Genomic DNA, 22,632 nt, shown 5'->3' on the forward strand with positions numbered 1-22,632 from the left:
TCCGCGCCCAATCCGGGCACAAAAATTTGGTAAAGCCTTCGTGGATGTTTTCGAGCTTTTAAGAGGATTTAGTTGAATTTGTAAAAAAATTATCATAATAATCTTCATTATACTGACGCTGTTCAAAATTATCTCTTTGTGAATCCTTGGCCTTTTGAACATTTTTTGTTCCCTCACGCTGGGATTTAAGGCTATTGTCATAGCTAAATATTTCCTCTGGCGAAAGCAATCCTAAATCATGCCATTTGGTTATAATATTATTTAGGAACTTAAAGTCAGGATTTGTTTTGCCGACAGTCTTTTTGAGAGCAATTTCTATAACATCAATATTATATTTATAGTCAATAACCCACTTTTCAACAAATTCATGCTCATATTCGGTAAGAGCCCTTCTCAGGCGCAGTTTTTTTATTATTGTTCCCTTGACACCGCGAACATGGGACATTTCTTCAAAATATTTCTCCAAATCGAAAAAGTTCTGTATTCCGCGGCGGTGCCAGCTGTTTGCAACAGCCTCTATGTAGCTTTTATGAAAGGTGTTGTTGTCATGACAATACTTAAAGAGCGTATACATTACGTCCTCATCAAATTTATATATGGAAAACCAATTGTCTATTGTTAAATACCAATTTGGCGGCATAAGGCCCTGAAAAAATTTTGAATTAATTGCCGAAAGAGTACTGTTTCGGCTTTTATTCTTTTCAAAGTTTTCATTTGCCTGTTCCGGAGATGAAATTGACTTTAGCTTATATATACGTTTTATCTCCGCATCCTTTAAATCAGTTAACTGAACCTTATCTTCAACCCATGAAATAACCTCAAGATTATCAAGAGCGGTGAGAGCTGCTTTTACTTCGTCATGAGTTAAATTAAGAGTTTTGGCAATTTCATCTGTTGCAGCCTTTTTGTTATGCTTGCATAAAAAAAGCATGTATAAGTATACCTTCACGCTGCCGCTATCCATAGAAGGCATATATTGACTGATAAAAATATCCGGCACTGATGTGTCAGAATATAGCAATGACTTAAAGTCCTCAAAATACATTTTTTACTCCTTTAATAAAAGTCCTATTATATGCATTTATGCCGGAAAGGCTCCGTTAAACCGATAATTATAAAAGCAATAGGATTAATAAATTTATATTAATGATATAATTATAACATAAAGTTCAGGTAAAAATTATTATTAATATTTTTTGTGATTGTGGTAAGTTCACAAATATGAAAGTCAAAATTGCAATATTATTTATAGTTTGATGCAAAAAGGCTACTTTTTATAATGAAAATCAGCAATACAGTTGTAAAAATGCAGGAACAAATAAGTATCTTTCAAAAAGTGTTGACTAATCAAGGTATAGGTGCTAATATATATTTAACGTAAGCAAAGGTGCTGCAGATAATTATTTCTGTAGCACTTTTTTGGTTTAAAGTGAATAATGTTCTCAAAGTAAATTATAAAGTATACCTTTACCGGTAAAAACATTACACGATGACGTGTATTCGCAGATATGGCGAATATGCGTTTTTTTATGCATCAGGATTACCAGAGTCGCTTGCGGTTTAAGCCCTCGCGACAAAAGGATATTGTTTCCTAGCTGATGGTAATTGACTTTATATTATGCCAATTAAAGGGGTTATAGGAAGGGAGATGGTTTTATGTTTCAGGCAGTAGATGTAATATGGACTTTAGTAGCGGCAGCATTGGTATTCTTTATGCAGGCAGGCTTTGCAATGTTGGAAACGGGTTTTACCAGAGCAAAAAATGCAGGAAATATTATAATGAAAAATCTTATGGATTTTGCTATAGGCTCAATAGCTTTCTGGATATTAGGTTTTGGTTTAATGTTTGGTGCAAGTCAGTTCGGAATTATAGGAGCTCCAAGTCTTTTTGCAACAGGTGACGGAGTGAATGCAGGCCTTCCCGGACCGGTTTTCCTGATATTCCAAACCGTATTTTGTGCGACAGCAGCAACAATAGTATCAGGTGCCATGGCAGAACGTACAAAATTTATAGCATATTGTATTTATAGTCTGGTGATAAGTGCTGTTGTGTACCCGATATCCGGTCACTGGATATGGGGCGGCGGCTGGCTATCGCAGCTCGGTTTCCACGATTTTGCAGGTTCAACGGCGGTTCATATGGTGGGTGGGATAACAGCATTAATTGGTGCTAAAATGTTAGGGCCGCGTATCGGAAAGTATGACAAGGACGGAAAAGTAAAAGCTATTCCCGGACACAGCTTGACGTTGGGTGCATTAGGCGTATTCATTCTTTGGTTTGGCTGGTTCGGATTTAATTCCGGTTCTACAGTATCGGCAACAGGGGATGATACACTTACAATGATGGGTAAGATATTTATAACGACTAATCTTGCAGCGGCGGCGTCAGCAACAGTAGCAATGACTATTACATGGATACGGTATAAAAAACCTGATGTCTCAATGACTTTGAATGCTGTTTTGGGCGGCCTAGTGGCAATAACTGCCGGCTGTGATGCGGTAAGTCCGGCAGGGGCGGCAATAATAGGTGTGATTGCAGCCTTTGTGGTTGTATTTGGTATAGAGTTTATTGACAAGGTTTTGAAAATAGATGACCCGGTGGGAGCCGTAGGGGTTCACGGATTATGCGGTGCGGCGGGAACACTGCTGGTAGGTATATTTGCTTTAGACGGCGGCTTACTGTATGGCGGCGGACTTCACTATTTCGGAATTCAAGCATTAGGAGTTATATCGGTTGCAGTACTGGTTACAGTTTTAATGCTTGTTGTTTTTACAGTAATAAGAAAAACCGTTGGATTACGTGTTTCAAAGGAAGAAGAAATTATAGGCTTGGATATTGAAGAGCATGGACTTGTAAGCTCCTATGCAGACTTTATGCCTGCACTGACTGTTTCAGATGGTGTAGAGATTCCTGTTCATATTGATAAAGCGATTCCTGTGATAGATAAGTCTGCCAGACCTGCAGATTCAGAAGTAAAAATGACAAAAGTCGAGATAATAACCAAGGTAACTAAATTTGATGCATTGAAGGAAGCAATGAATGATATAGGAATAACGGGAATGACAGTTTCAAATGTCTTGGGCTGCGGTATGCAAAGGGGAAGCAGGGAATATTACCGCGGTATTGAAATGGAGATTAAATTATTACCGAAAATAAGGGTAGAAATAGTCATTTGTAAGATTCCTGTTTCAGAAGTAGTTAATGCTGCTAAACGTGTACTGTACACAGGTAAAATTGGCGATGGCAAAATCTTTATTTATAATGTGGAAAATGTTATAAAAGTGCGTACAAGTGAAGAGGGGTATGATGCTCTTCAGGATGATGAATAGAAAATTACCTCCTGTTCAGATAAAGCTGTCAAAAAGCAGTGACCTTTAATATCAGGATAAAAGGTCACTGCTTTTTGATTTGCAGCTTGGTACAAGGGTTGCCCATCTTAGGTATATAAAGCTTAATGGTGTAACAGAATAATCCGCTTTCCGACTTGATTATGTATTTCGTTAATTTCCTATAGAGAAATCAGAAAAAAAGAAGTAACTGCACCAAAGTACCTACATCATTTAAATTTTTATTCCTTGCTATTTAATTGAGACTCTTCCTGATATTTACGGTGTCAATACGGTGACAAGCAAATTAAAATAGAAATATAAACTAAGAAACAAAAAACCCCTTAAAGCTTATGCTAAAGGGGTTTTTTAATATGGCGCGCCCGACAGAGATCGAATCCACAACCTTCTGGTCCGTAGCCAGACGCTCTATCCAATTGAGCTACGGGCGCATATTTTAGCCGCATAAAAGCAGGGCGGCAATGTTTACGTGCAAATAATATATTAATACATAATTGACAAAAAAGCAAGTACTCATTAATAAAAAATTAAGTTGTATTTAAGTTGTATGATTATATTGTTAAATGCTATTGACATCATATTTTACTGACATTATGATAGAATTATTAAATTAAATATGCGGAACAGGTATAAAATTAATAATAAAAATAAAGTTATATTTAAGTTGTACAGTTATTTTTAAAATAGCATTGGGAATATTTTTACTTACATGATAGAAGCATTAAATTCAATTGCTGTCGACTGAAAAACCAGTTTAAAAGCAATATTAGCCTAAAAAAATGATATAAAATATTCTTAATATAAATATAGTTTCTAAGGCGTTAAGCCTTGATTGACTTTATAGAAATTGTTATTTTCCGCAGGTAACAGCTGCCGAAGGGTGGTTATAATTCATAAATGAGGTATTTACACGAATATAAATGACTAGGTCTGTTCAACAGGTAAACTTAGGCTTTTCACAATTAATTTTAAATATTTTAATGCCGTAAAGGGTTTGGAGGTTTCTTATGAATACCGCAAAAATGATATTAAACAAGGACTATGTTGTGGGAGAAGTTGACAAGAGGATATATGGCTCATTTATTGAGCATTTAGGCAGAGCTGTTTATGGCGGAATATTCGAGCCTAATCATCCTGCTGCCGGCAAAACCGGGTTCCGCCGGGATGTCGCAGAAATGGTTAAGGAATTGCAAGTGCCGATAATTCGGTATCCGGGTGGAAACTTTGTTTCGGGTTATAATTGGGAAGACGGAGTCGGCCCTGTTGATAAAAGACCTAAACGCACGGAGCTGTCATGGGCTGCAATTGAGACAAATGCTGTGGGAACAAACGAATTTTGCACGTGGGCAAAAGAAGCCGGAGCTGATATAATGATGGCAGTGAACCTGGGGACAAGAGGAGCCGATGCCGCCAGAAATTTAGTTGAATACTGCAACCATCCTGAGGGTACGTATTGGAGTGACTTAAGAAAATTACACGGATATGCAAAGCCTCACAATATAAAAACCTGGTGTCTGGGAAATGAGATGGACGGTCCTTGGCAGATAGGTGCAAAGACTGCTCAGGAGTACGGGAGACTGGCGTGTGAGACTGCAAAGATGATGAAGTGGGTGGATCCGGAAATAGAGCTTGTGGCCTGCGGGAGCTCGGGCAGCGGAATGCCCACATTTGGACAATGGGAAGCAACGGTACTTGAGAATACCTATGAGCATGTTGATTATATTTCTCTGCATACTTATTACGGGAATGCCGATAACGATATAAAGAACTTCCTTGCAAGAACCTTGGATATGGATGCTTTTATAAAAGCTGTAGCTGCAACCTGTGATTATGTAAAGGCGAAAAAGCACAGCAAGAAAAAAATAAAGCTTTCTTTTGATGAGTGGAATGTATGGTTTCATTCAAACGAGGAAGACAGGAAGATTGAGAGATGGTCTGTGGCACCTCGCCAGCTTGAGGACGTATACACCTTTGAAGATGCACTTGTGGTCGGAGGTATGCTTATAACACTTCTGAAGAATGCAGACCGTGTAAAAATAGCGTGCCTTGCCCAGCTTGTTAATGTTATTGCACCGATTATGACTGAAAACGGAGGCAGTGCTTGGAGGCAGACAATCTTTTATCCATATCTTCATGCATCTGTTTTTGGAAGAGGAACGGTACTGAACTCAATTATCAAATCACCTAAATATGACAGCAGGGATTTTACAGATGTTCCATGTATAGATGCGGTGGCTGTTGTCAGTGAGGATAATAAAGAAATAACAATATTTGCTGTAAACAAGGATACTGAGGAGGATATTACACTTGACATAGAGCTTAATGGATTTGGTACATTTGGGGTCACTAAGCATATTATATTAGAAAGCAGTGATATTAAGGCTTCAAATACGAAGGAGAATCCAAATAATGTTGTCCCCTCGGATAATGGAAATGCATCTGTGGAGGATGGGAATGTGAAAGCCTCAATTAAAAGCTTATCATGGAATGTAATAAGATTAAGAAAGGCAGAATGAAAATAATATAAATTACTATGTCCCGATATCATCGGTTCTTTAGCCGATAGCAGATGACTTTTATCAGGCGTTGTAAATAAAGGACTTCACAAGGTAAATTACAGTTAAAGCTTTGATTTTCCTGACGAAGTCCTTTAATAATTATTGTTGCTTTTTATACTATGATATGGGAGACTTAAGCAGTGCTTTTAAGCTTAGGTTAAATTCAATTATGGGGGTCTGGATGAAACATATTTTCATTATTAATCCAAAAGCAGGGAAAGGAAAAGCAATTGAACTGCTTCCTGTTATTAACGACCTTTTCAAGGATAAAGGCGAAGAATTCATAATAAGAGTTACGGCTTATCCCGGACATGCAACGGAAATTGCGAGGGAGTATTCCGGCATGGGAGCCTGCAGGATATATTCTGTAGGCGGGGACGGTACTGTAAATGAAGTAGTAAATGGAATGGCAGGTTCCCGGTCATCTCTGGGGATTATACCTACAGGGTCGGGAAATGACTTTATACGGAGTATAGCATTAGTTTATGATATAAGGGAGATGCTGGAGAGAACAATTAACGGGAAAGAAAAAAGCATTGATTTAGCCAGAGTTAATGATAAATATTTTATAAATATATCTTCAATTGGGTTTGATGCGGATGTTGTGTTTAACGCAGGCAAATTTAAAAGAGTGCCGGGAGTTACAGGCAGTATGGCATATATTATTTCAATTATCTATACGGTTTTGAAAAAAAAGATATTCCCTGTTAAAATATATATAGACAACAAGGAAATGGAGCTTAAAATTCTTCTTGCTGCTATTGCAAACGGAAGATTTTATGGAGGCGGGATAATGGCCGCACCGGAGGCGGAAATAGACGATGGCTTCCTTGATATATGCCTGATAACCGGAGTAAGCAGATTTCGGATATTAAGCCTGTTCCCAAAGTATATTAAGGGTGAGCACAGACAATTGGAGGAGGTAAGCTTCTATAGGGGAAAGAATATAAAAATAGAAAGTAATGCAGAGCTTCGGCTTAATATAGATGGAGAGATAATGCCTTCTTCGGAAATAGAATTTGAGATAATTAACAAGGGTATAAATGTGATTATTCCTGATTAGCCATGATTTTTAAAATGGGAATTTACCCTTTAAACAGATACATTAAGGAGTGCCAAATGAGAATAATTCACACAGGCGACTGGCATATCGGAAAAATAGTAAATGAGTACAGTATGCTGGAAGAGCAGAAGTATATACTGCAACAGCTTATATCTGTAGTGGAGAAGGAAAAACCTGATGCGGTAATAATTGCCGGTGATATTTATGACAGGAGTATACCGCCTGTAGAGGCAGTGGAGCTGGTTGATGAGGTTTTTAACAGGCTTCTTCTGGATTTGAGGATACCTGTTCTGGCTATTGCAGGAAATCATGACAGTGCGGAGAGATTATCATTTGCAAGCAGGATACTTACAAATAACGGTCTTCACATTGCAGGCGGATTTAACGGAAATATTCACTGTATTACACTGCAGGATGAATTCGGGCCTGTAAACTTCTATATGCTACCCTATACCGATCCCAGAAATGTAAGTCATATATATGCTGATAATAAAATTTCTACACATGATGATGCCATGAAAAAAATAATTGATATGATTGGACAGGCTATAAAGCCTGATGAGAGAAATGTTATGATAACTCATGGGTATATTACCCGTATGGGTGAGCAGGCTGAATTCATTTCCGAGTCAGAGAGACCGCTCAGTATCGGAGGGACTGAATTTGTGAGCTCCGATTATTTCAGGATTTTCAATTATTCTGCTCTCGGACACCTGCATGCGCCTCAAAAGGCCGGAGAAGAAAGCATCAGATATTCAGGCTCCATACTTAAATATTCGTTTTCCGAGGTTAATCAGCGCAAGGGTGTAAACCTCGTTGATATCAACGGTGAAGGGAAGGCCTGTACAACCTTTGTCCCTCTTGTTTCAAAAAGAGATATGAGAATAATTAAAGGCCCCCTCGATGGACTATTAAGCCCGGAGGTATACAAAAGTGCAAACACCGAGGATTATATCTATGCGGTTCTGACTGATAAAGGAGAGCTTATTGACCCGATTTCAAAGCTCAGGACAGTATATCCGAATATTATGGGACTCAGCAGGGAAAGCATTAATCAAAAACAGGAAAGCAATACTTCTGCCGCAGAGGGATACAAAACTAAATCAAAGCTTGACCTGTTTAAAGAGTTTTATGATGCTATGCAGGGAGAGCCGCCGGGAGATGAGCAAACAAAAATTATGGAACGGATAATCGGAGAGGTAGACAGGGAAGGTGTTTAAATGAAACCATTAAAGCTGGCAATCAGTGCATTTGGGCCATATGCAGGCGTACAGGAAATAGACTTTACGCAGCTGAAGGAGCAGATTTTTGTAATTTCGGGACCTACAGGCTCAGGCAAGACTACAATTTTTGATGCCATAAGCTTTGCACTTTTCGGTGAGCCATCCGGAAGCAGCCGCGACAGAGACAGCTTGAGAAGCGATTTTGCGGAGCCGGATACAGAAACCTTTGTGGAGCTTGAATTTGAATTAAGAGACAAAAGCTATAAAATAAAAAGGTCACCGCAGCAAGAGCAAAAAAAGCTCAGGGGAAACGGAGTAACAATCAGAAGTGCCGATGCTGAGCTGCTGATGCCGGATGGATCGCTTATTACAAAAATTTTCAATGTAGACGAAAAAATAAATATGCTTTTGGGTATAAACAAATCCCAGTTTAAGCAAATTGTTATGCTTCCGCAGGGGGAGTTCAGAAAGCTGCTGGAGGCAGACAGCAATGACAGGGAGGTTATATTCAGAAAAATATTCGGGACGGAGGCCTTTGCTGAAATTCAAACGAGGCTGGAAGAGGAGAGCCGGGGCCTATATAGGTCTGTTCACGATTTAAAAACTCAAATTGATACATACATAAAGCATTTTGACTGCGGAGATAATCAGGAGCTGGAAGAAGTACGTGCCGGCAAGAGCGTTAATACAGCTTTATTTATAGAGGGGATAAGGTCCTTGTCAGAAGGAGATACCGAGAAGCTGCGCTTGCACAGCTCGCAGCTTGAAGTTATAACTTTAAGGCAGGGAGCCTTAAAGGAGGAGATAGCAAAGGGCAATGAAATAAACAAGAAGCTTGAGGATAAGGAGGAAATAAGCAAAGCGTATGCTGCCGCCCGTGAAGGAAAAGATGCCTTCTCTCAAAAGGAGCGTGATTTGGAATATGCAAGAAAGGCCCTGCCTATTAACGAAATTGACGAACAGTTCAAAAAATCCAAACAAGCCGTTAAGATAAAAACTGAGGAATTGCTTATTGCAAAGCAGCAGGCTGAGAAAAGCAGAAGGGACTATGAAAGCTGCAAGGAGCTGCTTAATCTTGAAAAGGAAAAGGAGCTAAGCATAAAAAGTTATGAGGCAGAGCTATCTCTTCTCGGCAATATGCTTCCGAAGGTTATTCAGTACGATAAAAATATGAAGGTATTGAGGGCTGCGAAAACAAAAAACCTTGAGATATCTGACACCTTGGAAAAAAGCATAAAGGCTTTGGAGCTTAAAAAGAAAAGCCTAAGGGAACAGGAGGAAACCCTTAAACAGCTTTATGCCAATGAGTCCGAATGTGCAAGGCTTGAAAAGGAAATCTCAGAAAAAAAGAAGCTTTTAATTGAGCTTGACAGTTTGAATAAGCTGATTACTGCTTATATTGAGCAGACTATGCTGTTTGAAACAAAAAAGACCGATTTTGGAGCCTTTGATACGGATTTCACAGCTTTCAGAAGTAAGCTGGAGCAGCTGGAGGATAGCTATATACTGGGACAAGCCGGGATATTGGCAAAAACTTTGAGGACAAATATTCCATGCCCTGTTTGCGGAGCGCTAGAGCATCCAAATCCGGCAAAAAGCATGGATAACATACCCGGCGAGGAACAGCTCAAGAAGCTGAAGCAAAAATTTTCAGATCTGGGAGAGCAGAGGACGGACAGGCTTAAAATCATATCAGAGCTAAGAGGCAATATTGAAAGCAGGAAGCTTGAAATAAAAAATAAAATATCTGCCATTGAGACCCAGACTATAGGAATATCAGATAATAGCAGCTGTAAACACATGGAATCTGAGGAAACCGAAGCTGCCGTAATAACGGAGTTTACAAATGAGAGTCTTGAGCTGTTTAAAGCTAAGATAATAAATAAGGGCAAGGGGCTTAAAGCAGAGACATTGGCGTTAATTTCAAAGCATAAAGAAAAGCAGGAGCTTGTTAATAAGAAAGCTGCAATTGAAGATTGTTATAATGGAACGTTAACGGAAATTGAGGTACTGGAAGCAAATATTAACAGCATGAATCAGCAGAAGTCTGCCTCGGCAGAGGAGCTTGCAAGGCTAAGAGCAGCTGTATCAGGCATTGAAGAGGAGGTTTCTGAGGAAATACGGTCAGTAGCTTCACTTAATGCCCGGATAGAGGAGAAAAAATGTAATATTCAGAAACTTGCAGAAGAATTAAAAAAAGCGGAGAAGTCTGCCGAGCTTGCAAAGGAGCTGCTTGACAGCTCGGAAAAGGCTGTGGCTGTAAAGAAGGCATCTTTAAATGAGAACATTGAGGAAAGCAACGGATTAGATAAGCTTTTACAGGATAGGCTGATAACAGAGGGCTTTGAGGACTATGCCCATTATCTGAAAATGAAAAGGACTCAAGCCGATATACTTGCTTTGCAAGAAGAAATAAACATTTTCTATCAGAAATTAAAGTCCTTGAAGGATATGCTTATGCGCTTGAGGGAAGAAACCAAGAGCCTTGAAGCTCAAGATACAGAAGTATTGGCTGCGGAATATAATTTACTTGTTGAGGAGCAGAAGATACTGCAGAACAAGCAGAATATTGTATTTTCAAGAGTTACTAATAACAATAAGGCACTAAAACAGCTGGAGGCAATACTGGAGAAGCTGAATGTCCTTGAAGAGAAATACAGAATAGTTGGAGAGCTGTATAGAGTAACAAAGGGGGATAACGAGCAAAGACTTACCTTTGAAAGATATGTTTTAGCGGCATATTTTGATGAAATAATTACTGCGGCAAATCTGAGACTGGAAAAAATGACAGGCTCCAGATATCTTCTCAAAAGAAAAGAGGATAAAAGTAAGGGACGTGCACAGCAGGGATTGGAGCTTGAGGTGTTTGACAACTACACAGGAAAAGCAAGGCATGTTAAAACTCTGTCAGGCGGGGAGGGTTTTAAGGCTTCTCTTTCATTAGCCCTCGGGTTGGCGGATATTGTTCAGTCTTATTCAGGAGGTATCAGTCTGGATACGCTGTTTGTTGATGAAGGGTTTGGCTCTCTTGATCAGGAATCACTTGACGGTGCGATACAATGTCTCGTTGCTATTCAAAAAACCGGCAGACTTGTGGGTGTTATTTCTCATGTCGCCGATTTGAGAGACAGAATCCAAAGTGTTTTAGAGGTTTGCCCGGATAGGAAGGGCAGCTTTGCACGATTTGTGGTGTAGATGGTTGTAGATTTATTAGCAGGAATAAACAGAAGAAAGTTGTATATAAATTGCATTTCCTAAATTACTCACCATATAGTAGCTGAATAGCAACACAAAAAGGAAGTGTTACTCAAGTGGATGTTGCTCAGATACAATCGAAAAAATTGACACATAGTACTTAATATGTTAAAATAATGAAAATAATTGTTTACGAAAAAAGTTCCTAGATTTAAAGTCATCTTACGGAAGCTTAATGCGTAAAAATTTGTATGTTTATTAAATGCTTATTTTATGGAGGTTAGGAAAATGGATTTGGCACTAATTTTACTAAATTATCATCTGAAGAAATGTTATTAATTGATGGTGGAACTTTTTGGGGTAAGGTTAGTTCAGCTGCAGCTGTTGTTGCTGGAGTAGCATTAGTACTTGTTCCTGAACCAACTACTGCAACTAAGTTTGCTGGAGGTGCAGCTATAGTAGCAGGAGTTGCTGCTATAGGTGGAGGTGTTGCATCCTTTGCAATGAATTAATATGACTAAGCAGTAATAATAAACATTTTTGTTTAAAAAAGGATATTTTATTTAATCTACCTTGATAAGTGATGGTAGCTGATATAATATTCTTTTTTATTACTTATTTAAAAAGATATAGACTTTTATGGATTAAATTTGAATTATAGCTAAGATGTACAATAAATATTGTAATAATGGAATATTAAAGCTTGTATTTGGAAGGGGGAGCGCAATGAAAATGGTTACAGATAAGTTTAAATTATATAAATTCAACATTATTATATCTATTATGTGTGCAATTCTGATAGGATTGAGTTATTTGCAGGTTAAAACAAAATTTCTAGGGATAATATTTGTAATTATTGCCATTTGTAGTGTAATTATATCTATATTTTATTTTGTTGAAAAAAGAAAACAATAGGCTATAATAGCTGGTTGCCGATGCTAACAAGCGACAAGCTTTATATAGTAGAAGATGATACGGTTGAGGCAGTAAAGCATGGCAAGAAAATGGTTGATTTAGTTATTAATGTAAAAAATATAAATGAGAATGCTCTTCAAAATATAGGAATTAGTGGCATCAAGGCAGTAGGTCGATACGTCTGTAGAGGGTATCCAGATAATGTCTAAGGAATTGCTTGAGGTTGTACAGAAGTAAATAGCAGGAACAGCTTGCCGAAGTCAAGGACTTGACCAATATTGACTGATGCTTTTTGCGTTAATACGATGGAATATCAAGGAGGACTGCTGCCCGAGGAATAGATTTTATTCACTGGGCAGCAGTTTCCTGTTTTTTTGCAAAAAGCAAATATGGTTCAAGGCTTTGAGACGATAGAATACAGGGATTATTGCCATATTGGCAATGATGAAAAATATCTCTTTATGTCGTATAATATGTATAAGGATTCGGGTTTAAATGACGAAAAAAGTGCTTGTTGATTTACAAATATTACAAAATTTGCATGAAATACCTAGTAGAATATTACCAAAGGCAATTCCGGCTGAAAACTATCATAAATACTTGTCATATGAAAAAATATTATTGCTCATAGCATATTGACACAATATATTGTGTATGATAGTATCAAGACAACAATATATAGTTTGTTGATAAGGAATTCAGATTGGATTTCTTATAAACCAGACAGTGTACTTATATTTTGAGGCCTCTTAGCATATTGATGAGAGGTTTTATTGCGAAAATATACAAATATAAAATTAATGGAAAGAGAGTACCAAAAATTTTATGATTACTAAAATTAAAAAAAGAGATGGAAGAGAAGTACCCTTTAATATCGAAAAGATTGCAAATGCGATATTTAAGGCAGGAAATGCAGTAGGTGAGGAAGACTATACAAAGGCTTTGGCTCTTGCGGAAAAGGTAGCAGAGCAGCTGGACAGAAATCCGGATAAAAGAATTCCGGATGTTGAAGAAATTCAGAATATTGTTGAAAAGGTGCTGATTGAATCCGGATTTGCAAGACCTGCCAAGGAATATATTTTGTACAGGGCCGAAAGAACCCGGATAAGAGAAATGAATACCAGACTTATGAAGGTTTACGAGGATTTGACCTTCAAAGAGGCAAAGGACAATAATATAAAACGCGAAAATGCTAATATTGACGGAGATACTGCAATGGGAACCATGCTCAGGTACGGTTCGGAAGGAGCCAAGCAGTTTAATGAAATGTTTGTATTGAAGCCGGCACATTCAAAAGCACACAGGAATGGGGATATACACATTCACGATTTGGATTTTCTGATGCTGACCACCACATGCTGTCAGATAGATATAAAAAAGCTGTTTAAAGGAGGCTTCGGAACAGGTCATGGCTTTTTAAGAGAGCCCAATGATATCCAAAGCTATTCTTCTCTTGCTTGTATCGCCATACAATCCAATCAGAATGACCAGCATGGCGGACAGAGTATTCCTAATTTTGACTATGGCATTGCTCCCGGAATAGCAAAAACATATAGAAAGCTTTATAGGCGAAATTTGATAAAAATACTGGAATGGCAATTACAGGATACCGGTATTGAAGCTAAGCTAAATAGTATTTTTAATGAGATAGAAGAAAAGGAAGGCATCACTCCTTTGCTTGGAGACATGGACAGATATTGCAGGGCGGAAAAGGAATATCTGAGCAGAATCATTGAGGAAGAGGCTGTCGCTGTGAAGGCACAGGAGTTTGCTAAAAACAAGGCCGAATATGAAACTGACCACAATACATATCAGGCTATGGAAGCTTTTATTCACAATCTCAACACTATGCACAGCCGGGCAGGTGCTCAGGTGCCGTTCAGCTCTATTAATTATGGAATGGATACATCTCCGGAAGGAAGAATGGTTATAAAGAACCTTTTGCTTGCAACTGAAGCCGGATTAGGAAACAGTGAGACGCCTATATTTCCGGTTCAGATTTTCAAAGTGAAGGACGGTGTAAATTACAATGAGGGTGAGCCTAATTATGATTTGTTCAAGTTAGCCTGCCGGGTAAGCGCAAAGAGGCTTTTTCCAAATTTCTCATTTATAGATGCGCCTTTTAATTTGAAATACTACAGAACCGGACAGCCTGAGACAGAAATAGCATATATGGGTTGCAGGACAAGGGTTATAGGCAATGTTTACGACAATTCACGAGAAATAATTTACGGAAGGGGAAATTTAAGCTTTACAACAATAAATCTTCCCAGAATTGCTCTTAAAAACAAAAATAATATTAATGACTTCTATACAGAGCTTGATGAGAAAATAAATCTTGTGATAGATCAGCTTTTAGAGAGATTTGAGATTCAAGCACGTAAAAAGGTTAAGAACTATCCTTTTATGATGGGGCAGGGAATATGGATTGACTCAGATAAGCTGGGCTGGGAGGACGAGGTTAGGGAAATACTGAAGCATGGTACGCTGTCAATGGGCTTTATCGGTCTTGCAGAATGTCTGGTAGCTTTGACAGGGAGACATCATGGTGAGGCTGAAGAGTCTCAGAAGATTGGCCTTGACATAATCAGACATATGAGGCTGCGTATGGATGAGGCAAGTAAGAAATACGGTATGAATTTTACTCTTCTTGCAACTCCGGCAGAGGGCCTGTCAGGAAGGTTTATCAAAAAGGACAGGGAGGTTTTCGGAAGTATAGAGGGGATAACTGATAAGGAATATTATACAAACAGCTTTCATATTCCGGTGTATTATCCTATCTCAGCCTTCAGGAAAATAAATCTTGAAGCACCGTACCATGAGATGACAAATGCAGGGCATATAACATACGTTGAACTGGATGGAGATCCCACACAAAACCTTCAGGCCTTTGAAAAGATTATAAGATGCATGAAGGAAGCCGGTATCGGATATGGAGCGATAAATCACCCTGTTGACCGTGACCCTGTATGCGGGTATACGGGCATAATCGCCGATGAATGTCCAAAGTGCGGCAGAAGAGAAGAAGATATAAGCTTTGAAAGAATCAGGAGGATAACAGGATATCTGGTAGGAACTCTTGATCGCTTTAATGATGCGAAAAAGGCTGAAGAAAGGGACAGAGTAAAGCATTGTTAAGGAAAAGGTATAGGAAATAACTGCCGATATTGTACAGAAGGGAAAGGGCGATGGATGGTTTAGTTCATATATATACAGGCAACGGAAAAGGCAAAACCACTGCCGCAGTAGGGTTGGGTATAAGAGCTGCCGGAAGCGGAATGAAGGTTTTGATGATACAATTCTGCAAGGGAGGTTCAACCTGTGAGGAGCTTGTGATTGCACAGCTCAAGCCCGCGTTTGAGCTGCTTAAGGACAAAAAAATCAGCAAGTTTACATGGCAGATGACAGAAGAAGAGCATAAACAAATGCGGGAAAACACATTGAACCTATTTAACCTTGCCATAAGCAGTGCAAATAATAAGGACATGATAATATTGGATGAAATAATGGCTGCAATTTCCGCCGGCTTTATTGATGAAAAGCTTGTTTTTGATTTCGTAAAAAATAAGCCGTCTCATCTTGAATTAGTGATGACGGGCAGAAATGCACCTGAAAAGCTGGTTGAGCTTGCCGACTATGTTTCGGAAATAAATGCAGTAAAACATCCCATGACAAAGGGAATCGATGCAAGAAAGGGTATTGAATTTTAACAGAAATCCTGTGAAAAAGCTTCAAATGGTTGATAATAGCCATTTGAAGCTTTTTTTTCGGAAATTCACTCAGTTCTTAAAATTAAAAATTAAGTAACCAGTGAGAAATATGCGGCAGCCTCTTACATTTTATTAAATTATAGTATATAATAAAACAAATGCAAATAAGAATTATTATTGATTGCTTGCTGAAAGAGTAATTTGATAAATTAATATATACCTGCTAATATGTAAAGTAATAATAAACATTATATATTGGAAGGTCGGATTTATATGCGTGACACTGGCAGCTACAGCGAAATATTAAAGCGGGAAGGATTAAAAAATACTAAGCACAGGAACGCTATTCTTAAAGTTATTGAGAATAGTGATCAACCTATTGATGCTGAGCAAATCTTTTTTGAACTGAAGAAAAAAGATATTGCGATAAATTTGTCCTCGGTTTACAGGATTCTTGAATCACTGGTATCCAAAAACCTGCTTATAAAGTCCAATATATCCGGAGCCAACAAGGCACTGTATGAATTAAATTGCTTAAAGCATACGCATTATTTAATATGCTCACGCTGTAAAAAAATGTTTTCGGTTGAGGGCTGTCCTTTGGAGGAATATGAAAAAAAGCTGGCGGCTGAGACAGAATTTGAAATTACAGGTCATAAGCTTGAAATATATGGGCTGTGTAAAGATTGCAAGCAGAATAATATTGCTGACTAGAGTTAATTACGGCTGAAAGCCCTCGCTGCGGCATGTATTGTTTTTTAGGTGATTTAAGCTTTTAAGCTGGCTTTTGAAAGGTATTAATTTTAAAAACAGTATATGATAGTCGTATATGCCATTTTGTTCAGGAAGGATGTGTCTTATGACAAAGGTCGATATAATATCAGGTTTTCTGGGAGCCGGTAAGACAACATTGATTAAAAAACTGCTTGGTGAAAAGCTGGGGAAAGAGAAGCTTGTTATTATAGAAAATGAATTCGGTGAAATAGGGATAGACGGAAATATCCTTAAAGAGTCAAATGTCGAGGTTAAGGAAATAAATTCGGGATGTATTTGCTGCACTCTTGCAGGAGATTTCTGCAAGGCCATAGAGGAGGTTTCCTTGAGATACAATCCGGACAGGATTATAATTGAACCGTCCGGCGTAGGGAAGCTGTCAGATGTTATTAAAGCCTGTAAAGCTGACAAGCTTAAGGATATTATTGAAATAAACATGATTATTGCTGTTGTAGATGTCCTGAAATACAGGCTTTTCATTTCAAATTTCGGAGAGTTTTATAAAAATCAGCTTGTAAATGCTAAAACAATTATTTTAAGCCGCACACAAAAAGCTGATAACAAAGAGCTGGAAACAATCACAAATTCAATCAGAGAATTAAATAATAAAGCGAATATTATAACAACAGAATGGGACAGTCTTAGTTCTGATACTATAATTACTGTAGCAGAGCAGGATGCTTCCGAGTCTCTGGAAGAAAGAATGATAAAGAAAGTTACCTTAAAGAAAGCCGGCCATCAGAATAGCTGCAAATGTGGAGGCAGTAATAAAGCTTCTCATAACCACAGCGCTGATGAGGAATTTGACACATGGGGCATTGAAACACCAAAAAGGTACAAAGAAGCCGAGCTTAAAGGCATACTGGACATGTTGGGAAATGAAAAGCAGTTTGGTATGATTTTGAGAGGAAAGGGAATTCTTCAGCTTACCGGAGACAGATGGATCCAATTTGATTATACTCCGGGAGAATTGGACATGAAGGATACCGTTGCTGACTACACAGGAAGAATGTGCATTATCGGAAAAGACCTGAAAAAATCGGAAATTAAAAGGATATTTGGTTTCCCGGCATAGGTGAGGTTGTTTTATGAAAATACAGATAGACATTATAACAGGATTTCTTGATTCGGGTAAAACTGCGTTTCTAAATGAAATGCTGGAAAATGAGGCTCTGTCAGAGGGGGAAATAGTGATTTTACAACTTGAATCAGGGCAGACGGAAATTGATGACAAGTGGTTAAAAAATAAAAAGATAGCTGTGAAAAAGTTTGATACTGATATAAGCGATGATGAATTAAAGGATATCATTGAACAGCACAGCCCTGACAGAATTATAATAGAGTATAATGGAATGAAACCGCTTAATTCCTTATTTGAGGTGCTTGAGGAGAAATACCTCAGAAAAAGCTGCATCTGCAACAGAATAATAAATATCGTAGATGTAAATACCTTTGACTTATATATGAACAATATCGGTTCTGTTTATATTGAACAGATTTCATCCTGTGATTTGATTGTTCTTAACAAAATAAAAGATATATCCGCTGAAAAGCTTAATAGTATTGAAAAGACGATAAAAGCATTAAATAAGTCCGCTGATATAGTAAGAGAGATTTTTGCAGATGAACAGAGCCGCTTGTATTCTGTAAAAAAGCTATCCTTTAAATCTGGGGAAGAAGTCAGAAAACAAAAGCTGCAGGATGGGCTGTTATACATATTTTTTGGACTGAGTGCATTATTTTTGCTGTATACGGTATTAAGCTTGTTTGATTTTGCAGGAGTTGCCTTATCGTGGCTTCAGTCCTTGAATACAGTGTTTTTAAGTATTTTAATGCAGGCTGTTCCTTTTATATTGATTGGTATTCTGGTATCTTCTGTCCTGCAGGTTGTAATTCCGGGTGAGACCCTGCTGAAAATTTTTCCTCAAAAGAAAGGCATAGGTTTTATTACTGCCATTTTTGCAGGAGTATTGTTTCCTGTTTGTGATTGTGCAATTATCCCTGTTGCCGCAAGACTTATAAAAAAAGGAGTGGCACTTCCTGTGGCAATAACATTTATGCTTGCGGCTCCGTTGGTAAATCCGGTTGTTATAGCTTCAACGCTGTATGCTTTCCCAAAACAGCCTTCTATAGCTGTTTACAGGGTGATTTTTGGAGCTCTGGTTGCACTTGTGGCAGGTATGGTATTTTTGATTTTTCCGGAAAAGAAATCAATTATCGTTAAAAATCTCGGAGATATTACCTGCAGCTGTGAGTATTGCAGCAGCAGTGAAAAAAGCGGTAAAGGGCCTGCCGAGAAAATAAAGCTGGTATTTATACATGCGAGCACTGAGTTTTTTCAGGTAGGTAAGTTTCTTATTATAGGAGCCTTTTTTTCAAGCGTATTCCAAACGTGTGTTTCAAAGGATATATTCAATAATGTATGGGGACATGATATTCTGGCACTTTTGGTTATGATGCTGGCAGCTTTTATATTTTCAATATGCTCAACGTCTGATGCCTTTATTGCAAGAACCTTTATGCCTCAATTTTCTGCAAACGCAATTCTGGGGTTTTTAGTTCTTGGCCCCATGATTGATATAAAGAATATGCTTATGCTCTTGGCAAGCTTTAGAAAAGGGTTTGTTATCAGGCTTATTGCAGTTGTTTTTGCGGTAACCTTCTTTATACTTTATTTGCAGGCTTTAATTATAAAATAGTATAAGGATATTAAGGTACGGCTGAAAATATCAGCGGAGAGTGTAGCTTCGCTGCCTTGTATATTGGGAAAGTGAGAGGAGTAATAGGATATGAAGGCGTTCAAATCAGGAAGCTTGAATATTGATGTGGTTTTAAAGCTGATAATACTATTGGGGTTTTCACTTTTCTTTTTTATAACTGTCCAAAGCGGAACAATTCAGTTGCTTGTCCATCCAAGAATTATTCCGTTTTTGAAATTTGGTATTGTAATAATGATTATAATGTCATTATTTCTCCTCAAAGATATCTTTAAGCTCCAAAGGGAAAAAACTAATCTATATCAATATTTGTTTTTTATAATACCGTTAATAATGGCGTTTTCCCTGCCTGTAAAAGAAATAAATTCCGGCTCGGTAGCAATTGGAAATAGTACTGGCACAGTTATGTCCGGCAGCAGCACTGCCCGGAGTAAAACTCCCGATATAGACAGTGCCGGAAGTTCAAGCGGGGAGAATATTTTATCGGAGGATACTGAGCAAAAGCAAAACACAGATACATCCTTTATGGACGGAACCGAAGAAGAGGACAGCGTACCGGAATTAAAGGACAATACTGTTATAATGGATGACAGTAATTTTGTTATGTGGATTGATGAGATATATAGTAACCCGTCAAAGTACGAAGGAAAAAAAATAATTGTTACGGGCTTTGTTTTTAAAGACAAGCAATTTAAGGAAAATGAATTTGTTCCGGCAAGAATGATGATGACCTGCTGTGCGGCAGATATGAGTACAGTAGGCTTATTGGCACGATATGACAAAACCTCTGAGCTAAGAGAGAACAGATGGTTTGAGTTTACCGGAACGATAGTAAACAGTGAATTTAACGGAGATAAGGTTCCGGTTGTTAATATAGAAAGTGCAAAAAGAATAGCAAAGCCTCAAAATGAATATGTTTATCCGTATTAATGGATACTTTTCAGCGTTTAATCCCAGCCGTCGTTATACTCCTCCGAAGCTAAAGCTGAATTTTTTTTGTCAGGCTTTATTCTTTCTGAAAACAGGTATCCGCAAATCAACGAAGTCAACGGTATTGTAAACAGTATTCCTATACTTCCCACAAGTGCCTGAAGTACTTCCACCACTATCATTTCCTTGTTGAGCAGCTCCAAAAGCGAGCTGTTATATGAAACCAGCAGCAGAACTGCCGAAAGAGAGCTTCCGATATATGCCAGTATTAAGGTGTTTGTCATAGTGCCCATCATATCCCTGCCTATTGACATTCCGGATTTTACAAGCAGGCTGAAAGGCGAATATTCAAGCTTTTCGTGAAGCTCTGCAAGAGATGCGGACAGGGACATTGCCATATCCATTATTGCTCCTACGGCGCCGATAATTATAGCCGCGAAAATAATAGCCTTCAGGTCTATCGGATGCTGCGGGTTCATACGTATTATATACAAGGATTCTTCACTGACTAATCCGGTAAGGTACAATATTTTATTCATTATCAGGGTCAATACGCCTGATATCAGAATTCCGGCTGTGCAGCCGATACCGGCGGACAGGCTTTTTTTATTGGCGCCGTATATAATCAGCAAGGACATTATGATTATAAATATACATGTGATTATTGACCAGAAGTATATGTTAAAGCCTTGCAATACGGCAGGTATAAATACACAGAAAATAGCGATACCGGTAAATACCAGAGATAATATTGTGTTAAAGCCCTTAAACCGTCCAAACAATATAAGCAGTGCAAAAAAAATAATTCCAAGAACCATCAGGGAGTTTGTTCTCAAGTACTCTCCCAGTACATATTCGTATTCTGAACCTTGATTTTCAAGTCTGTATAAAACTACCTTGTCTCCCGCCTTAACTTCCTTCAGGGGAACTCCCGTAAAGGGGTCTGTTGACTGCACGGCTGTTACTTCTGTATCTTTTTGACTGCCGGATAATATTTTTGCGGTGAAGACAACGTCTTTTCCTTCTTCGAGGCTATCTCCGCCCAGGTTATAATTGACGGACTTAATTTTAACAATCTTTATAACTTGGGCCTTTTCAGCTAATATCCCTTCTGTTCCGGATAGAATATTTATATTTTTTGTAGTTATTTTATTTCCTGTCACTAAAAGAACTATGGAAATAATTATAGTAGTCAGATATATTAATAGATTTTTGTTTAACACTGATTTTATCTGATTAATCATTGCATCAAAAGCCTCCTGTACATAAATTACTTATAATAATATAAAAAAGCAGGTATTTACAATTAAATTTAAGCTAGCACACACAATCATGGTTGTCAATAGAATTATAGAAGGAGCAAAATATCTTAAAATTGTTTTTGAAAAAAGAATGTGCTATTATAGTAATTATATAGTAAAGAACCTGGTAAAGGAGATGTTAAATTGAAAATACAAGAATCTGCCGAAATGTACCTTGAAACAATTTTTGTTTTAAGCCGGAAAAATGGCTGTGTCAGATCTATTGATATTGCTGTAGAGCTTGACTATAAGAAGTCCAGTGTCAGTGTGGCCATGAAAAATTTAAGGGAAAACGGATATATTAGTGTTGACATCGACGGGTATATTACTCTGACCGAAGAGGGGAAAAAAGTCGCACAGACTATGTTTGAAAGGCATACTCTATTATCCGACTGCTTAATTCAGCTGGGAGTAGATAAGGATATTGCTATTGAGGATGCTTGCAGAATTGAGCATGTAATCAGTGCGGAAAGCTTTAACGCAATAAAGAAGCATATGAAAAATGCCGGATGCAGCTGAAAATAGACTGGATATCCGACCTATGACAGTATTTGGTATAAATATAAATATGTAGACATAATATGTGCCGATATAGCTCATGATTGCTTGGTCCTTTCTTCTGGCGTCTTGATAAAAATCTATTGACATAAAAAAAAATCAGTGCTACGATATAAATAGTTAGTGAGAGCTAACTAATATTTTTGTTATATGGTTAGCAAATACTAACTTATAGTCGGATTTAAACTTACTTACAAAACTAGCCAATTATTTACTATAAAGTTAGCTAGAGCTAACGCATATTTGTGGCGGAGAAATTGATTAGCTGGAAGAATCAAAGCATAGTCAAAGACTTTTATATGTCGAGAAATGGCGCGGAGGTTAGCTTTAAGAAGTCAAG

At 37.9% G+C, this 22,632-nt stretch carries 16 protein-coding genes and 1 tRNA gene; 14 read left to right on the forward strand and 3 right to left on the reverse strand.

Going from position 1 to position 22,632, the window contains the following annotated elements; genetic code table 11:
• Positions 1–58: 58 nt before the first annotated feature.
• Entirely contained in the window at positions 59–1,045 is a 987-nt protein-coding gene (locus LY28_RS04210) for a DnaD domain protein (protein WP_110460931.1), read from the reverse strand.
• A 611-nt stretch (positions 1,046–1,656) separates the two neighbouring features.
• On the opposite strand from LY28_RS04210, the gene LY28_RS04215 reads away from it, so the two are divergent.
• Positions 1,657–3,330 (forward strand): ammonium transporter, encoded by a 1,674-nt coding sequence (locus LY28_RS04215; RefSeq protein WP_110460932.1) that lies wholly within the window; start codon positions 1,657–1,659, stop codon positions 3,328–3,330.
• Between the two features lie 372 nt (positions 3,331–3,702).
• Here LY28_RS04215 and LY28_RS04220 read toward each other — a convergent pair.
• Positions 3,703–3,779, reverse strand: a tRNA-Arg gene (locus LY28_RS04220).
• A 576-nt stretch (positions 3,780–4,355) separates the two neighbouring features.
• Between LY28_RS04220 and arfA the strand changes: the two genes are divergently transcribed.
• The 12 genes from arfA to LY28_RS04285 all read left to right on the forward strand — a co-directional run bounded on the left by arfA (position 4,356) and on the right by LY28_RS04285 (position 20,433).
• Positions 4,356–5,864 (forward strand): arabinosylfuranosidase ArfA, encoded by a 1,509-nt coding sequence (gene arfA / locus LY28_RS04225; RefSeq protein ID WP_110460933.1) that lies wholly within the window; start codon positions 4,356–4,358, stop codon positions 5,862–5,864.
• A gap of 223 nt (positions 5,865–6,087) precedes the next feature.
• Positions 6,088–6,969, forward strand: a complete 882-nt coding sequence (locus LY28_RS04230) for a diacylglycerol/lipid kinase family protein (protein ID WP_110460934.1) — start codon at positions 6,088–6,090, stop codon at positions 6,967–6,969.
• A 56-nt stretch (positions 6,970–7,025) separates the two neighbouring features.
• Positions 7,026–8,189, forward strand: a complete 1,164-nt coding sequence (locus LY28_RS04235) for an exonuclease SbcCD subunit D (RefSeq protein WP_110460935.1) — start codon at positions 7,026–7,028, stop codon at positions 8,187–8,189.
• Positions 8,190–11,387, forward strand: coding sequence for an AAA family ATPase (locus LY28_RS04240; RefSeq protein ID WP_110460936.1), 3,198 nt, complete (start codon positions 8,190–8,192; stop codon positions 11,385–11,387).
• A gap of 329 nt (positions 11,388–11,716) precedes the next feature.
• Positions 11,717–11,899: a hypothetical protein gene (locus tag LY28_RS04245; protein ID WP_110460937.1), complete on the forward strand. Its 183-nt coding sequence runs from the start codon at positions 11,717–11,719 to the stop codon at positions 11,897–11,899.
• Positions 11,900–12,322: 423 nt separating this feature from the next.
• Entirely contained in the window at positions 12,323–12,511 is a 189-nt protein-coding gene (locus LY28_RS04255; protein ID WP_110460939.1) for a hypothetical protein, read from the forward strand.
• Positions 12,512–13,127: 616 nt separating this feature from the next.
• On the forward strand, positions 13,128–15,440 hold the full coding sequence (locus LY28_RS04260) for an anaerobic ribonucleoside triphosphate reductase (RefSeq protein WP_110460940.1): 2,313 nt from the start codon (positions 13,128–13,130) through the stop codon (positions 15,438–15,440).
• A gap of 50 nt (positions 15,441–15,490) precedes the next feature.
• Positions 15,491–16,012 (forward strand): cob(I)yrinic acid a,c-diamide adenosyltransferase, encoded by a 522-nt coding sequence (locus tag LY28_RS04265; protein ID WP_110460941.1) that lies wholly within the window; start codon positions 15,491–15,493, stop codon positions 16,010–16,012.
• A 273-nt stretch (positions 16,013–16,285) separates the two neighbouring features.
• Positions 16,286–16,726 (forward strand): Fur family transcriptional regulator, encoded by a 441-nt coding sequence (locus tag LY28_RS04270; protein WP_110460942.1) that lies wholly within the window; start codon positions 16,286–16,288, stop codon positions 16,724–16,726.
• Positions 16,727–16,871: 145 nt separating this feature from the next.
• Entirely contained in the window at positions 16,872–17,861 is a 990-nt protein-coding gene (locus tag LY28_RS04275) for a CobW family GTP-binding protein (protein ID WP_110460943.1), read from the forward strand.
• A gap of 13 nt (positions 17,862–17,874) precedes the next feature.
• Entirely contained in the window at positions 17,875–19,485 is a 1,611-nt protein-coding gene (locus LY28_RS04280; protein ID WP_110460944.1) for a permease, read from the forward strand.
• Between the two features lie 90 nt (positions 19,486–19,575).
• Positions 19,576–20,433, forward strand: coding sequence for a TIGR03943 family putative permease subunit (locus LY28_RS04285; RefSeq protein ID WP_110460945.1), 858 nt, complete (start codon positions 19,576–19,578; stop codon positions 20,431–20,433).
• Positions 20,434–20,450: 17 nt separating this feature from the next.
• Here the strand turns inward: LY28_RS04285 and LY28_RS04290 are convergent, their stop codons facing one another.
• Positions 20,451–21,677: a YibE/F family protein gene (locus tag LY28_RS04290; RefSeq protein WP_110460946.1), complete on the reverse strand. Its 1,227-nt coding sequence runs from the start codon at positions 21,675–21,677 to the stop codon at positions 20,451–20,453.
• Positions 21,678–21,878: 201 nt separating this feature from the next.
• On the opposite strand from LY28_RS04290, the gene LY28_RS04295 reads away from it, so the two are divergent.
• On the forward strand, positions 21,879–22,253 hold the full coding sequence (locus LY28_RS04295) for a metal-dependent transcriptional regulator (protein WP_110460947.1): 375 nt from the start codon (positions 21,879–21,881) through the stop codon (positions 22,251–22,253).
• The last annotated feature ends 379 nt before the right edge of the window (positions 22,254–22,632 follow it).

Origin of the sequence: Ruminiclostridium sufflavum DSM 19573 (assembly GCF_003208175.1) — a bacterium.
GTDB lineage: Bacteria > Bacillota > Clostridia > Acetivibrionales > DSM-1351 > Ruminiclostridium > Ruminiclostridium sufflavum.

Bases quoted from the DNA above. Each gene is read 5' to 3' on its own strand.
- LY28_RS04210 (WP_110460931.1), bottom strand. From the start codon at position 1,045: ATGTATTTTGAGGACTTTAAGTCATTGCTATATTCTGACACATCAGTG.
- LY28_RS04215 (WP_110460932.1), top strand. From the start codon at position 1,657: ATGTTTCAGGCAGTAGATGTAATATGGACTTTAGTAGCGGCAGCATTG.
- arfA (WP_110460933.1), top strand. From the start codon at position 4,356: ATGAATACCGCAAAAATGATATTAAACAAGGACTATGTTGTGGGAGAA.
- LY28_RS04230 (WP_110460934.1), top strand. From the start codon at position 6,088: ATGAAACATATTTTCATTATTAATCCAAAAGCAGGGAAAGGAAAAGCA.
- LY28_RS04235 (WP_110460935.1), top strand. From the start codon at position 7,026: ATGAGAATAATTCACACAGGCGACTGGCATATCGGAAAAATAGTAAAT.
- LY28_RS04240 (WP_110460936.1), top strand. From the start codon at position 8,190: ATGAAACCATTAAAGCTGGCAATCAGTGCATTTGGGCCATATGCAGGC.
- LY28_RS04245 (WP_110460937.1), top strand. From the start codon at position 11,717: ATGTTATTAATTGATGGTGGAACTTTTTGGGGTAAGGTTAGTTCAGCT.
- LY28_RS04255 (WP_110460939.1), top strand. From the start codon at position 12,323: ATGCTAACAAGCGACAAGCTTTATATAGTAGAAGATGATACGGTTGAG.
- LY28_RS04260 (WP_110460940.1), top strand. From the start codon at position 13,128: ATGATTACTAAAATTAAAAAAAGAGATGGAAGAGAAGTACCCTTTAAT.
- LY28_RS04265 (WP_110460941.1), top strand. From the start codon at position 15,491: ATGGATGGTTTAGTTCATATATATACAGGCAACGGAAAAGGCAAAACC.
- LY28_RS04270 (WP_110460942.1), top strand. From the start codon at position 16,286: ATGCGTGACACTGGCAGCTACAGCGAAATATTAAAGCGGGAAGGATTA.
- LY28_RS04275 (WP_110460943.1), top strand. From the start codon at position 16,872: ATGACAAAGGTCGATATAATATCAGGTTTTCTGGGAGCCGGTAAGACA.
- LY28_RS04280 (WP_110460944.1), top strand. From the start codon at position 17,875: ATGAAAATACAGATAGACATTATAACAGGATTTCTTGATTCGGGTAAA.
- LY28_RS04285 (WP_110460945.1), top strand. From the start codon at position 19,576: ATGAAGGCGTTCAAATCAGGAAGCTTGAATATTGATGTGGTTTTAAAG.
- LY28_RS04290 (WP_110460946.1), bottom strand. From the start codon at position 21,677: ATGATTAATCAGATAAAATCAGTGTTAAACAAAAATCTATTAATATAT.